Raw genomic sequence first — 15,061 nt, 5'->3', positions numbered from 1 at the left:
CTCCATGATATTCATAACTCAGAAATTCCAGTTTTACAGTATAATGATGAGAATAGCTTATCCTGTGTTCTTACACTTGCATATCTTTCAGCTAGAGATACTTATAGAGTAGAGCGTGAGGAAAAGAGTGGAAAAGGCTATGCAGACTTCACTTTTCACCCAAGAAGAAAGAATGATATTGCTTTCATTATTGAACTGAAAAAAGATGAGTTACCAGAAATAGCAATAAAACAAATTATAGAAAAAGAGTATGTAGAAAAGTTTAAAAAAGAAAATGAAGGTAAAAAGGTATTAGCCGTAGCCATATGTTATGATTCAAAGAACAAGGGACATAAATGTGAAATTAAAGAAATTCAGGGGTAATGAGATAGATGAAAATCTATCTTATTTTTTTTACTGTACAGAAATCTCCATGAAGACTAATGCCTTCAAAAATTATACTGAAAATAATCTCTCTTTTTGGTAAGAAAATATAAAAAAGGTTCCTAGTTAAGCCTATTAAAATTAAGAGATTAGATAGGCTTTATATACCTATCTTATTTTTTATCGTCTAGGCCAGTTATACAAAAAGATGCTAGCTAAAACTAACAATATCAAGGTTTTAAAGAGCTAGTTAGGTTTAACAGTAAAAAAGCAACCTTATTCTCCTAACAGATTCCTTACATGCATTCGTAAAGGCAGATGGGCAAAAAAGCTCACTACAGCGACTTTTTTATAAACAATATATATAAGTTCTATTTAATTTACTTCACTAAACAGCTGATTAGAGTGTTCTTAGCGCGATACGTTTATGAATAAAACTTATTAGAACTTATATAATAAAAACTTGAATTAGCTAGTAGGCAAATTATTATTATTGTGCATATAAGAGGAAGTTTATACTTATAGGTACATTATATATAAGGACCTATAAGTACAAGCCTCTTTGAAATATCGACACTATAACATCATTACACATATTAAATGGTAAATACTCAGAAAAGTACAAGTGCTTGATTGTAATGTTATGGCAGATAAGTTATAATTATTAAAAAATTAAGTTGTATTATAGAGAACCAACTTCAACTATTAATTTATACATGCCACAAAATCCTCAGAAGCCAGGATTTTATAACAAGGATAAATTAAGTTTTCGTATAGGTTCCCTATAAATAAACTAGCTAACTTAAGATTATTTCTAGTAAGCTGTTAAAAATAGGGGGGAAATATGTTTGTTGATTATAACGATAGTATCGTGAATCTTGCTTGCTCCATCTTAAAATATTTTGGTGCTGACAGTGAACATAGTACACTAAAAGAAGTGGATGAGCTTTTGAAAGATAATTATAAAAATGTAGTTGTCTTGCTTCTGGATGGATTAGGAACTGATATATTAAAGTATCATTTATCGGAAAATAGTTTTTTTAGGAAGAATTTGCTTAAGGAATATTCCTCTGTATTTCCTCCAACTACTACATCAGCTACTACCTCCATGGAGAGTGGGCTAACCCCTTTGGAGCATGGGTGGTTAGGCTGGAGTTTGTATTTTAGTGAAATAAATAAAATAGTAAATGCATTTATAAATACGGAAAAAGATACAGAGCTTCAGGCAGAGGATTATCATGTTGCAAGTAAAATAGTGCCCTATAAAAGCATTTACGAAAAAATAAGAGCTACTGGCAAGGGTAAGGCATATAGCGTGTCCAGATTTGGAAGTAATAAGATAGAAACCTTTGATGAATTGACCAATGAAGTAGAAAGATTATGTGCTACCTCAGAGAAAAAATACATATATGGATATTGGGAATACCCTGATAGCTTAATGCATATGGTTGGTAGCTATAACAGTGAGGTTACTAAGAATATAAAAGAACTGGAAGAAAAAGTAGCGGCTATGTGCAATAGATTATCTGATACATTGATAATAGTTACTGCAGATCATGGACATCGTAATGTTAAGTATTATATTTTGAGCGATTATCCTAAGCTATTTGATATGCTAAGACTACCAACCTCCATAGAGACAAGAGCTACAGCTTTTTATATAAAAGAGGAATGTCTGAAGGATTTCCCAGCTGAGTTCCACAAAAGTTTTGGCGATGATTTTTTACTGTATTCAAAAGAAGAGGTTATGAAAAATAACATATTTGGAACAGGTAAAATCCATCCTAAATTTGTAGAATTCATAGGTGATTATTTGGCAGTGGCAATTAGTGATAAAGGCATTGTATATTCTCCAGAATCAAAGCAATTTATCTCCAATCATGCAGGAATGACTGAAGAGGAAATGAAAATACCACTTATAGCAATAAGTCGAAGATAGTAAGCGTGGAGTGGACAAGGGACAAGGGGACGGAGCTTTTGTCCCAAATACAAAGGGACATGAGGACGCCCAGATCTTCCTTATATATATTTGGAAACACTGATGGGCAAAAAAATCACTGAAGAAGATGAGGTTAGCGAATTTTTATACAATTAATATGATATAAAAGGGGTATAGCATGAATCAGGTGGATATATTATTATGGAAAAATGAAATAGAGACCAATAAAACAGTATCAAAGGCAATGAGAATTGTTTTATATTTTTCCTTCACTGCAGGAATTTTTAATTTAATTCACATATTTGATGTTGCCCAAAGTATCATGATAAAAATGAATGTATTACTTATAATTCCTCTTTTGCTACCTACGATTTTAGTAGATATATTAAAGTTGAATAAACCTTGGGTAAAGTATTTAATACTTACTTGTGCTGTGATTTCTACAGGGATATGTTATACATTATTAACCTTTCAAACAATTTTAATGTTTGTTGTGCCAACAATATTAGCCTCAATGTATTTTAGAAAAGCACAGCTTATAGTAGTAATTGTTGAGTCAGTATTAAATATATTTATAGCCCATTTATTTAGCTTTTATTTTTTAATGCAACCATGGATTGAGCCCTTTAACGGCTTAGGGAATATAATGTTATATGGAGCGGTACCAAGAGTGCTTCAATACCTATGCTGCGGAAGTTTATTTTACATATTGTGCAATCGTACTTCTGAACTTATGGTACATTATCATAAGGCTATAAAGGATAAAGAGATCTTTGAGCTTGAAAAATCTATTGCTTTACAGAAGATAAAATATGAGGAACGAGAGCAAGTAAGCAGAGATATTCATAATACTGTAGGACATACAATAATGGCAGCTATTATGAGTTTGGATGCAGCAGAAGTAGTGTACAATGTGGATTCTAAGAAAGCAATAGAGAAAATAAAATTTGCCAATATAAGAATGAGGGACAGTCTTGAAGCTATTAGAAAAGCAGTACGTGGAATAAGTACTAAGGCAGATGGACAAACCTTAGAGGACCTGATGAAATTAATAAGTCTAAATATAAATAAATTAAAAGAAGATTTTAATATTAAGATAAGAATTAAAATTCATTATAGTGATGAGCAATTGAAAAAACAGGATATGTGTATTGAGAAAATTGACTTTTTAATAGGGGCATTGAAGGAACTAGTAACCAACAGTGTAAAACATGGGAAGGCAACAGCTATTATTGTAGTTATAGAGGTAGATATAAATAATATAAATATAATAATTCAGGATAATGGAACTGGAATTGAAAATATAAAGAATTGTCAAGAATTAATAGATTGTGGATTTGGAATAAGAAAAATAGGTAACTATTTAATTTCCATAGGCGGAGCTTTAAAACTAAAAAATCAAGAAGGATTGCTGGTAGAAATGAAAGTTCCAACAAGATCAGGTGATGAAAATGAATAAAATAAGAATATTGATAGTAGATGATGAAAAACTTCTTTTAGAAAGTCTTGAACTAATTTTATCTATGACTGAAGACTTTGAAATAGTAGGGGTAGCACAGGAAGGAAAAGAAGCCTTAAAGATCTTAGAAAAAGAACAAGCAGATGTAGCCTTGGTAGATTTAAATATGAAGGGAATGTCAGGACAAGAGTTAATACCAAGAATCAAAGCAGCCTATTCTTCATTGAAAATACTTGTCCTGACCACTTTTTATGATGAAGAAAACATTGTAAATGCCGTACGGAATGGAGCAGATGGTTATTTGCTAAAGGATGCAGGAACAAAGGTTATTGTCCAGGGAATCTTTAATGTTATGAATGGACAAAGCATAATAGATAGCAAAGTAATGACTGCATTAGCAGATATAATGTTAAAGCAATCAACTGAAAATAAATATAAAGAAAAATACACTACTATTGATAATAAATGCAAAGAAAAATACATTACCACTGATTTATTAAAGAATCTAACAGAAAGAGAAATTGAAATCTGTCAGCTGCTTTCTGATGGATATACTAACTCTCAAATAGCAGAATTCTTATATATTTCTGAAGGAACGGTAAAGAATTATATAAGTACTATCTATGATAAGACAGGAATAAAGGACAGGACCATGCTGGCCTTAAAGCTTGCAAAAATTTTTCCTTAATAATCAAACATGACCACAGTCATATATAACTAATGACTGTGGTTACTTTTTTATGGAAGACATTTTAGGTATTCTATAGGAAAGAGGGAAAAAGTGAGGGATAGTACATGAAGAGAAATAAAACTATTAAAGTATTTGGAGTTATTTTTGTTATAGCTGCATTGCTTGTTTTTATTAATTTTATTCCAACTCTCAGATTGAAGACATCAAATATGAAGGTTATAGAAGGACAATGGGTTAATGTTTACTATGAAAAGGAAGAAGCTGCAGCTAAGGATGTTGCCAAATTAGCCGATGAAAGAGCTGGTGAATTAACTAAGAAATTAGGCTTTAGTAAAAAGCAGAATATAAATATTTATATCTATGATCATCAAGCCACAATGCAAAGAAAAAAATATGGACTAATAGGTCCAATGTTAGGTCTAGATTGGTATATAGGAGACAACCTAGGAACAAATGTTATATTAACATCACCTGCCAACCCTGGGAAGGCACATAACTATGATGACAATAAGCAAGCTGTTTTACATGAAATGGTTCATGCTTATGTAAGCATAATAAATCCAAGAATAAGACTGTGGTTAACTGAAGGAATGGCATTATATTTATCCAATGGACAACCTTTTAATAAAATGTATGCCGATACAATGCATATTCCAACCTTTTCAGAAACTAAAACTAGCAATCCTATTAAATTTGCTAATATGGGAGGATATACTTTTGCCCATATCTATATTGAATATATAAATAAACAATATGGATGGGATAAATTGATGCTTCTAATTAAAACCGAAGATTATGAGAAGGTGTTTGGAAAATCAGAAGAAAATATATACAACGAATGGGTAAAGTATATTAAAAACTATGGGAGTACAGAGTTTGACAGGGGACTAGCTTTTGTCCCAAATTAAAGTTGGCGAAGCACTTTAATTTGACGGCAAAAAATATATTACTGAAAAAAGTCTTCAATGTCCATGGCTTCAATATCAGCAATACCTATATATCTAAGAGTCATATCAGGAGTAGAGTGACCAAATAAGTTCTGCAGAAATGCGATATCGTGATGTTTTATATAGTGGTGATACCCAAAGGTTTTTCTAAGTGTGTGAGTGCCGATATTATCTAGGCCAATTTTTTGGCTTATTTCATTGAGGCACTTGTGGGCATACTTGTTGGTTATAGGATTTTTCCCACCTTTTTTAGTTGGAAAAAGTAGCTCTCCTGCAGACATTCCCACTATAAACTCCTGAATTTCTTTATTAATTTCAGGAGACATGGCATATTTCAATGGTCTACCGGTTCCAACTTCCTTTACTTCAATTTGAGACTTGTTTTTCACATCCCAAACTGTAAGATTTAATATATCTATAATCTTTAGGCCTGTATTTATAGCTATATCAAATAATAAGTAATTTTTATATCCGCCCTTAATCAATTCTGATTTTAGTGCACTAATTAGGTTAGTATCTTTTATTGGCTGAATTAGTTTCATATTGTTTCTTCCTCTCAATGGAAGCTCAACTAGAACTTTCTGGCTGCCATATCCTTTAATCATATACTAGTCTGAAGTATTATACAAATAATTTATATATAGTTGATTGAAAAATATAACTTGCTTTATTTAATAAACTATGATTGGAGGGACATGGGGACGGAGCTTCTGTCCCAAAGTACAGCTACCATACCTATAATTTAAATGAAAGCTCATTATATTATATTCTTTAGCAAACCATCATGAAGGCTAAAGCCCACAGAAAGTATAATGAAAAGCTTGTCTTTTTATTAGAACATTCTATTTAAGATAATCATTTGAATAATTATGCTTAGGCAGCTTAAGTGTATATATTAAAGAAAGATCAACAATGTGTGGAACCTCTGCAAGTTTTTATATTTGCAGAGGTTATTTGTATAAAATAGACATAACCAATATTTACCTTTTATTACAAAATCATATATCATATAATTAAAACATTCAGAATCCTCGTTTGAATTTCTTAAGGTAAAACTAATTGATATTAATATCATGTAGAGAAACTTAACAATCAAATTTGCTATATATAGTTTTGTATAGCTAAAATAACCACAACTACTTTTTATAATATAACAACAAAGGGGTAAGAGTTTATGAGTAATGTGTTTTTTCAAGAAATTAAAGGTTGGGAAACCTGGGGAGAAGTGTTTCAGTCTATCCCTGCCTTTGAGAAGTTAATCATAAGGATATTTGAAAAGGAGAAGCTTAATTGTAAAGAGATTTCCAACTTAACAGCTGGGACAAATGCAGTTTTCAAAGTAGACAATTTTGTTGTGAAAATTTTCGCTCCAATTGAATCAGGTTTTGATACGGAAATTGATTTTAACAGTGAAATACTTGGAATGAAAAGAGCAATGGATATTGGTATAAATATACCTAAGGTTGTAGCTGCTTCATTTATTGAAGATAAATATTTGTTTCGATACATTATTATGGATTACATAGACGGGGAAGATGCTAAAGATGTGTTAAAGCATTATTCAACTGCTGAAAAGATTGGGTTTGTTCATCAACTAAAACAAAATATCAGTAAGCTGAATACTACATACGAAGGGCAATATCCAGAATTAGATGTAAAAGAAAGAATACTCACAAATACGCGATGGAATGTATTTAGTGAAAATATAGTTAATGAAGTTAAAGAACTTGTTAGAAATTATGACATGGTGGACAAGGTATATGTTCACGGAGATATTACAGGCGATAATGTAATGATCACTCAGAAAGGAAGGCTCTATATCATAGACTTTGCCGATGGCAGGATAGCTCCAAAAGAATATGAGTTTCCACCAATTCTGTTTGATTTATTTGATTTTGATAAATGTATGATTAGTGAATTTATAGGTGGACAAGATGTTGAGACTTTCGCTGAAAAATGCTTTTATGGAATACTAATGCATGAATTTGGATTTTATTTTGTAAAGTTAATTTGCGAGAGGGTTATTGGAAAAGAAATAACCGAGCTTTCAGACATACTAGAAATTAAAGCAGCACTAGTGGGGCTATTTAGTTAGGGACGGGGGGACGGAGCTTGTGCCCCAAGGAATAGTTATTAGAATGATTTAATTAGTTATCACAACAATACAATTAGTTAGGAAAAAATCATTATATAGAGAGAAGACTAGCTCTTATAGTATCAAAAAGTTACGATGATCAATATAAGGAATTACTGCATGTTTATTTTTCGAAAAGCAACCGCCAAATGAGAGTAAATCCTACACAAATTATAATGAAAAAGGATTTTAGCTTCTTATCAAAGAACCAACCATGCAGGAAATTCGTTATTTGGATAAGCTAATAGATGAGTTAGCAAAGGGAAAAGCCATGGATAAAATTTTGAGAAAATAATAATCAAGAAAATAAGAAACGCTGATTCAATATACAGAAGAATCGGTGTTTTTTGCTGTATGGAAGGTAGGACGAAGGCTAAAGCTGAAAGTGCTTCAAATGGGTTCAAATATTTGATACAGATAAAGAGATAATAAATAATTTTATTTCTAATAATCAAAAAATAATTAATTTGTAAAATTCATATATTGAGAATTATAGATGGACAATTCCACCTATAATTTTTTTAGCCTATATTTCAACACTATATTAAAACATAGCCAAATTCTTATTAAATCATATAAGTTTTTTGTTTATACTTGACGGATATGTAGGTTTTACGGTAACATGGGAATAATTAACGCTAAATCAATTAATTACATAATAAGCGAATTTTTTTAGGAGTGGTTCAAATATGTAGGTGAAAATCTAATGACGATTAAAAATTTAATACTGTTCTTATAGAGGAGATGCTTATTAATGGATTTAGCGTGGAGTTTAGATAATATATATGCTTCATTTGATTCTGAGGATTTTAAGAATGATATGAAGCAGCTTGAAGAATATATAATGAATATAAAGAATCTCAATATTGATAGCTGGGAAAATGATAAAGACCCTGTATATAAGATTGAAAAGTTCTTAAGGCTTAACAATCAGTATAAAAAAATATATTGTAAGATATCTGCTTATGCATATTTGCTTATGAATTCTGATTTTCAAAATGTTGAGGCAGCGAATACATTTGATGATATTGAGGATAAGAATTCTGAGTTAACAGAAGTCTTTGTTAGCTTTAGCAGATGGCTTAGGAATATTAAAGATTTAGATGAGGTAATGAATAGAACAGAATATTTAGTAGAGCATAGCTTCTATCTTAAAGAGCTTTTGTTAAGGTCAAAATACCTATTGAGTAAAGAAGAAGAAGCAATTATTGCAAAGATGAAGAATTCTGGATCTAGGGCTTGGGAAAAATACTATATGGAATTAACATCATTTACTACAGCGGATATTACTGTCAGCGGAAAAGTGGAAAGCTTCACACTTTCTCAGCTTAAAAATATGCTGTATGACAATGATAGTTTCCTAAGGAAAGAAGCTTATTTTAAAGAAGCTGATTTATGCAAAGGTATATCAGAGGCTTGTGCTAAATGTATAAATGGAATTAGTGGAGAAGCGCTAACTATATATGAAACTAGAGGGTATAAGTCACCTTTAGAGAAAGTTCTTATTAACTCAAGGATGGATGTTGAAACTTTAGATACCATGATATCAGCTATAAAGGAAAGTTTGCCAGCGCTTCGTAAGTTTTACGAGAAAAAAGCTGAAATACTAGGATATCAATCTAAGCTTCCTTTTTATGATATATATGCACCTATTGGTGATAGTAACACCAAAGTTTCTTATGCAGAAGCTAAGGAGTTAATAGTATCAAGCTTTCAAAACTTCAGTGTGGAACTTGCAAGCTTTGCAAAAAAAGCCTTTGAGGATAAGTGGATTGATGCTGAGCCAAGAAAAGGTAAAGGCAATTTTGCACTAGAAGTAGATATTTTCCCAATACAACAAGGTAGGATAATGGGTAATTTTAATGGGAAATTTATTGATGTTAGCATATTAGCCCATGAGATAGGACATGCATACCATGGTTCTAAGGTTTGTACGAAAACCATGTTAAATACTGAATATTCTACCCCTATTGCAGAAACAGCGTCGGTTTTTTGTGAGACTATATTAAACAATCAATTAATAAAGAAACTACCAAGTAATGAAGCACTAGTAATTTTAGAAAGCAGCATTTCTGATAGTTTGTATTACCTGGTGGATTTTTATGGCCGGTATTTATTTGAAAATCAGTTGTTTAAAAGAAGAAAATCTGGAGCTCTACCTGTTGAAAAACTAAATGAAGTAATGATTAATTGTATGAGAGAAGCTTATGGAGAGAGTGTTGAAGCAGCAACAATTCATCCTTACATGTGGATGAATAAGCCAGGATACTTTATGGCTGAAAATGAATTTTTAAACTTTCCATATTCCTTTGGAGTATTGTTTTCAAAAGGTTTATATGCTGAATTTATAAAGAATCAACAAGGTTTTGCTGTGAAATATGATAAGTTTTTAAGTGCAACAAGCACCAATAATATTTATGACGCTGCAAAAATAATGGAAATAGATGTACATTCAATAGATTTTTGGAGAAATTCATTAAAGCTAATAGAAGAAGACATTGAAATATTCAGGGACAGTGGGACGGAGCTTTTGTCCCAAGTATCAGTTAATAGACAACCTTAATAAGTTAGAAATACTCACTAAAGAAATTATTTCTGAAAATAAAAGTGAATTAAGAACATCCATGGTTGATACAGTGAACCTATGGATGTTCTTAATTTTTTCAGCTAAACTCATCAATTATAGCCTTTTAAGAAGTGTACTATCAGTGTATTCTGCAGCAGAAAAGTTAGCATTTTTTTTGAAAGCAAATTAAACTAGTACTTTGGTAGGAGAGAAAACTAAAGGTGGTGACAATGGAATTGGACCAACCACAGTAATGCTATCTAAAAGTGCTTTTTTATTTAAAGTTGAAATAGCTCTTGATACACACTCAGAAGGAACCTGTGACGAGAAGTTCAACACTGAACCGAATATTTATGTTTAGAATCCAAGTATAAATGAAGGTTTAAAGCTAGATAATTGAATTAATGAGGTGTTAAAGGGACAGGGGAACGGAGCTACTCTACCATTATTTCTATTTTAACGCAAAACTTATTTTCATCTTTGGTGGAAAGTTCATTTAAGGGATATTCTTCATAAGCATCACTGCAAATACGCAAATTATTTTCTTTTATAAATTTATATAACCTTTCATAAATATAATCAGATTCCCCATAAGCACTTCTTCCGTAATAAATAACATACTTACCTTCAGGTTTATATGAGTTATATTCTTTTGAGGTTTTAAAATAATATTTAATAGGATATAGGGGATTTTCAGACTCAATGGCCTCCTTGCTTATAATAGCACCGATAGGATAGCCTATATAAACTCCATTTTCAGCAGCATAGTTATAAAAAAATATGGAAGTGTCTTCTGGGTATCTAAGCAGATTTTCTTTAGATATCAAGGGCCCTAAAAATATAGGTTCTTTATTTTTATATTCAATATTTATATTATTGTCCTTGTATTTCATGGCTTCCTCAGCCATGTCTAAGTAAAGCTGCATAACATCTAAGATTTGCTTAAGTTTTTTTATTTCAGTTACTATATGCTTTTTCTGAGAGTTGAACAAAACAAACATTTCTTCAGGAGTTCGTATATCTATATATCGTCTTATTTCTTCAATGCCTATTCCGATTTCTCTAAGAGAAACAATTAAATACGCTGTGGTTAATTGGCTTTTACCATAGTAGCGATAGCCGTTTTCTCCACGAAAGCCTGGTGATAGCAACCCAATTTGGTCATAATATCTTAAGTTTTCACGCTTAATACCAGTTAGTTCAGAAAACTCTTTAATTGTCATATTAGATTTATCCTTCATAAAACCCTCCTAAAATAGAGTATTGACATTAAAGTTACTTTAACCTTTATAATAGCAATTAAAGCAAAAAGTTGCAAGAATACATACTCAATGGGGGGGAATTATGAAGTATTTAAAACTGTTCTTAAAAGAAAAAAAAGTTAAAATAGTAATTACACAAATTATACTTTTATGTCAAGTAGTTGGAACATTGCTAATACCGTTTTTAATAGCAGGAATTGTTGATGAAGGAATTTTAAAGGGTGACATGAATAAAATTTTATATATAGGAGCGCAAATGCTGGGAGCACTTTTAATAACAACACTAGCAGCGGTGCTAGGAAGTTATTATTCTGCTGACCTTTCTGCAGTTTTAGGCTATGAAATGAGAGAAAAGATTTTTCGTAAAAGTCAGGAGATATCCATTCGAGAATTTGATACTATAGGAGTTTCTTCAATGATAACTCGTACAATTTCAGATATTTCTAACCTGCAACAAACCTTGGGGATCGTTATTCAACTTATAATCCCAGCGCCACTAATTATAATTGCATCTATTTTTATGACCGCAAAATCTAGTTTAACTTTAGCTGTAGTACTTATTATATCAATTATAATATTTTTAGCTTTTGCTGGAGTAATACTTAAAAAATCAGTAATTATTTCTAAACGAGTTCAAAGCAAGTTAGATCGTATTAACCAGATAATTAGGGAAGCTATCACTGGAATTAGGGTTGTTAGAGCCTTTGGAAATGAGAAATATGAGGAACAAAGAGCTGAAAAGTCATTTAATGTATATGCCACAGACATGATTAAATTAAATAGGCTGTTTGCCGTACTTAATCCAGTTGTGTGGTTGATAATGGGAATATCTATGGCTCTTATTCTATGGTTAGGTAGTTTCTTTGCTATTAAGGGAACCATGGAAATAGGAAAAATCACATCAGTTATAGAATACTCAGTTATTACTATTAGTTATTTAATAATGGCTACATCAACTTCTGTTACTATTCCTAAGATGGTATCTTCACTTAACCGTATAGAGGAAGTTTTAGAAATTAATCCAGAGATACAAGATTTAAATGTAGAAAAAGAAGATACTAAGGAAAATCCTCCAGTGGTTAATTTTGAAAATGTAACTTTTAGCTATCATGGAGCTGAGGACCCAGTTATTAAGGGGATATCCTTTTCTGGTAATAAAGGAGAGATCATTGCTATTATAGGTAGCACCGGTTCTGGTAAGAGTACTATTGCCAATCTTATTTTGAGACTGCACGATATAGATAGCGGAGAAATTCGTATTAATGGAACTGATATAAGGAAATTCTCACAAAATGATCTGAGAAATGAAATAGGTTATGTTCCTCAAAAATCTTTATTATTTAGTGGCACAATAGAAGATAACCTAAAAATGGGTAATAAGGATGCAACTATTGAAGATATGAGAAGAGCTTTAAATATCTCTCAGGCAGAAGCTTTTGTGGATAAATTGCCTATGGGGCTGCAAGAACATGTAGCTCAAGGCGGTTCTAATTTTTCTGGTGGACAGAAGCAACGTTTGTCTATAGCAAGGGCTCTTGTAAGAAAAGTGCCACTTTATATTTTCGATGACAGTTTTTCTGCCTTAGATTTAAAGACAGATGCAGCTCTCCGCAAAGCTCTTAAAGAAAATATGTCAGATGCAGTCAAGCTAATAATTGCGCAGAGAGTAAGCACCATTATGGATGCAGATAAAATTCTTGTATTAGATGAAGGAAAACTCATTGATAGTGGAAAGCATAAAGAATTAATGGAAAGATGTTCTGTTTACCAAGCAATTGCTAAAAGTCAAATGAATACAAAGGAGGCGGCATCTAATGAATAAGGATAAAGAAATAGATCCAATGGATTTTAGTAAAGATATTCCTAAAAACACCAAGCAAACTGTTAAAAGATTGATAACTAGATTAGCAGATCAAAAGAAAAAGCTAATAATTGTCGGTATAGCAACATTACTTGGAAGTGCAGCTTATGCAGCTATGCCGCTATTAGTTGGAAATGCAATAAACAATTTATTAAAAGCAATTAAGAACTATAATGGTTCTGTAAGCATTATAGCTACACTAAAAGATGCAATTCTCTTTCCTGTTTTAGGGGTAATAGCTATTGCAATCATTAGCAGTTTGCTTTCTTATATTCAGCAATATATTGTAGCAAGCATTGGTGAAAAATTAACTTACTCACTACGCCAAGATATAAGTGTTAAAATAAATAAACTGCCACTTAAATACTTTGACTCTCATAAAACAGGAGATGTCATGAATAGAGTAACTACTGATCTTGAAAAAGTATCACAGGTAATGCAGCTTGGATTTGTGCAACTGATCTCCTCGGCCTTTACTATTATACTTACTGTTATTGCAATGCTTATGCTAAACCTAAAACTATCTTTATTAGTCTTTATCTTTATAGGTATTAGCGTTGTAGCAACCAACTACGTATCAATCTTAAGTCAACGTTATTATTCTGATAATTTCGCTGCTATAAGCCAGTTAAGTGGAAAGGTTGAAGAGGTATATTCAGGAAATCGTGTTATAAAAGTATTTAATAAGCAAAAGGACATGATATATGAAGTTAGTAAGTTAAACAGGAAGCAGTTTGAAACAAACAGAAGAGCCTTGTTTTTAGATTTTGGAATATATCCTGTAATAAGATTTTTAAATCAATTAGGTTTCATTGCAACAGCTGTTGTAGGTGGAATAATGACTCTTAATGGACAAATTTCCTTAGGCGGTATTCAGGCATTTTTACAATATGTAAATCAAGTGTCTGAGCCAGTTACCCAAGCTTCTTATGTTATTATGTCTTTGCAATCTGCAATTGCTGGATCAGAGAGAGTGTTTGAATTATTAGATGAAGAAGAGGAAGTTGCAGACAATGTGCTAAATCACAGTTCTCTTAATAAAAACCCTATAACCGAGGGTAGAGTAAACTTTGAAAATGTAAAGTTTGGATATACTGAGGAAAAAACTTTAATAAAGGATTTAAACCTTGAAGTAAAACCAAATGAAATGGTAGCCATAGTTGGGCCAACCGGTGGAGGAAAGACTACATTAATCAACTTAATCATGCGTTTCTATGAATTGAAGGGTGGAACCATATCAATAGATGGAGTTGATATTACAGAGCTTCCTAGAAATGCCCTTCGTAGGCAAATTGGTATGGTACTTCAAGATACATGGCTATTTGAAGGAACAATAGCTGAAAATATCGCTTATGGTAGAAGAGACGCAACTATTGAAGAAATTGTATCAGCTGCAAAAGCGGCCTGCTGTGATCACTTTATTCGTACACTGGAACATGGGTATGACACTGTCATATCAAGTGACGCATCTAGTATATCTCAAGGTCAAATGCAACTTTTAACTATAGCTAGAGCTATGCTAACTAATCCAACCATTATGATACTAGATGAGGCTACTTCAAGTGTAGATACAAGAACAGAATTAGAAATTCAAAAAGCCTTATCAAGACTTATGAAGGATAAAACAAGCTTTGTAATAGCTCACAGACTTTCTACTATCCAAAATGCAGATATGATATTAGTAGTAAAAGATGGAGATATCGTAGAAAGAGGAAATCATCAGAGTCTTCTGGCACAAAAGGGCTTTTACTCTTCACTTTATTACAGCCAATTTGAAGCAGAGGGACAGGTGGACGGAGCCTAAGTCCAACTTTATGAACAAAAAGGTTATATATAGTA

Annotated in this window: 12 protein-coding genes and 1 pseudogene; 11 read left to right on the top strand and 2 right to left on the bottom strand. The window is 31.8% G+C overall.

Features of this window, described 5'->3' with window-relative positions; translation table 11 throughout:
* The 5 genes from GXK57_RS20780 to GXK57_RS20760 all read left to right on the top strand — a co-directional run.
* Positions 1 to 363: PD-(D/E)XK nuclease domain-containing protein (locus tag GXK57_RS20780; RefSeq protein WP_202127761.1), on the top strand; the 363-nt coding region annotated here is incomplete at its 5' end.
* A gap of 844 nt (positions 364 to 1,207) precedes the next feature.
* Entirely contained in the window at positions 1,208 to 2,302 is a 1,095-nt protein-coding gene (locus GXK57_RS20775; protein ID WP_160679942.1) for an alkaline phosphatase family protein, read from the top strand.
* A 178-nt stretch (positions 2,303 to 2,480) separates the two neighbouring features.
* The gene (locus tag GXK57_RS20770; protein ID WP_160679941.1) at positions 2,481 to 3,761 is read left to right on the top strand and encodes a histidine kinase; all 1,281 of its coding nucleotides are present in this window, start codon (positions 2,481 to 2,483) and stop codon (positions 3,759 to 3,761) included.
* Positions 3,754 to 4,449: a response regulator transcription factor gene (locus tag GXK57_RS20765; RefSeq protein WP_160679940.1), complete on the top strand. Its 696-nt coding sequence runs from the start codon at positions 3,754 to 3,756 to the stop codon at positions 4,447 to 4,449. Before GXK57_RS20770 ends, GXK57_RS20765 begins: the two co-directional genes overlap by 8 nt.
* Before the next feature lie 107 nt (positions 4,450 to 4,556).
* Complete coding sequence (locus tag GXK57_RS20760; RefSeq protein WP_160679939.1) at positions 4,557 to 5,360, top strand: hypothetical protein; 804 nt, start codon at positions 4,557 to 4,559, stop codon at positions 5,358 to 5,360.
* A 38-nt stretch (positions 5,361 to 5,398) separates the two neighbouring features.
* Here the strand turns inward: GXK57_RS20760 and GXK57_RS20755 are convergent, their stop codons facing one another.
* A complete protein-coding gene (locus tag GXK57_RS20755) occupies positions 5,399 to 5,941 on the bottom strand; it encodes a tyrosine-type recombinase/integrase (RefSeq protein WP_160679938.1) in 543 nt (180 codons plus the stop codon).
* 632 nt (positions 5,942 to 6,573) lie between these two features.
* Between GXK57_RS20755 and GXK57_RS20750 the strand changes: the two genes are divergently transcribed.
* From GXK57_RS20750 to GXK57_RS20735, 4 genes and pseudogenes are all read left to right on the top strand, one after another.
* On the top strand, positions 6,574 to 7,494 hold the full coding sequence (locus GXK57_RS20750; protein WP_160679937.1) for a phosphotransferase: 921 nt from the start codon (positions 6,574 to 6,576) through the stop codon (positions 7,492 to 7,494).
* A gap of 238 nt (positions 7,495 to 7,732) precedes the next feature.
* A pseudogene (locus tag GXK57_RS20745) lies at positions 7,733 to 7,828 on the top strand (DUF2200 family protein); the annotation flags it as partial.
* Positions 7,829 to 8,287: 459 nt separating this feature from the next.
* Entirely contained in the window at positions 8,288 to 10,096 is a 1,809-nt protein-coding gene (locus GXK57_RS20740; protein ID WP_160679936.1) for a M3 family oligoendopeptidase, read from the top strand.
* Positions 10,097 to 10,298: 202 nt separating this feature from the next.
* Complete coding sequence (locus GXK57_RS20735; RefSeq protein ID WP_160679935.1) at positions 10,299 to 10,460, top strand: hypothetical protein; 162 nt, start codon at positions 10,299 to 10,301, stop codon at positions 10,458 to 10,460.
* A gap of 73 nt (positions 10,461 to 10,533) precedes the next feature.
* Here the strand turns inward: GXK57_RS20735 and GXK57_RS20730 are convergent, their stop codons facing one another.
* Positions 10,534 to 11,340 carry a MerR family transcriptional regulator gene (locus tag GXK57_RS20730; RefSeq protein ID WP_160679934.1) on the bottom strand — a complete coding sequence of 269 codons (807 nt, stop codon included), beginning with the start codon at positions 11,338 to 11,340 and terminating at the stop codon, positions 10,534 to 10,536.
* A 103-nt stretch (positions 11,341 to 11,443) separates the two neighbouring features.
* On the opposite strand from GXK57_RS20730, the gene GXK57_RS20725 reads away from it, so the two are divergent.
* On the top strand, positions 11,444 to 13,183 hold the full coding sequence (locus tag GXK57_RS20725) for an ABC transporter ATP-binding protein (RefSeq protein ID WP_160679933.1): 1,740 nt from the start codon (positions 11,444 to 11,446) through the stop codon (positions 13,181 to 13,183).
* The gene (locus GXK57_RS20720) at positions 13,176 to 15,026 is read left to right on the top strand and encodes an ABC transporter ATP-binding protein (protein WP_160679932.1); all 1,851 of its coding nucleotides are present in this window, start codon (positions 13,176 to 13,178) and stop codon (positions 15,024 to 15,026) included. Before GXK57_RS20725 ends, GXK57_RS20720 begins: the two co-directional genes overlap by 8 nt.
* The last annotated feature ends 35 nt before the right edge of the window (positions 15,027 to 15,061 follow it).

Origin of the sequence: Clostridium sp. C8-1-8, from assembly GCF_009928445.1 — a bacterium.
Lineage (GTDB): Bacteria > Bacillota > Clostridia > Clostridiales > Clostridiaceae > Clostridium_AR.
Note: the sequence above shows the minus strand (reverse complement) of the source record. Positions and strands in the feature narration are given on the sequence as shown.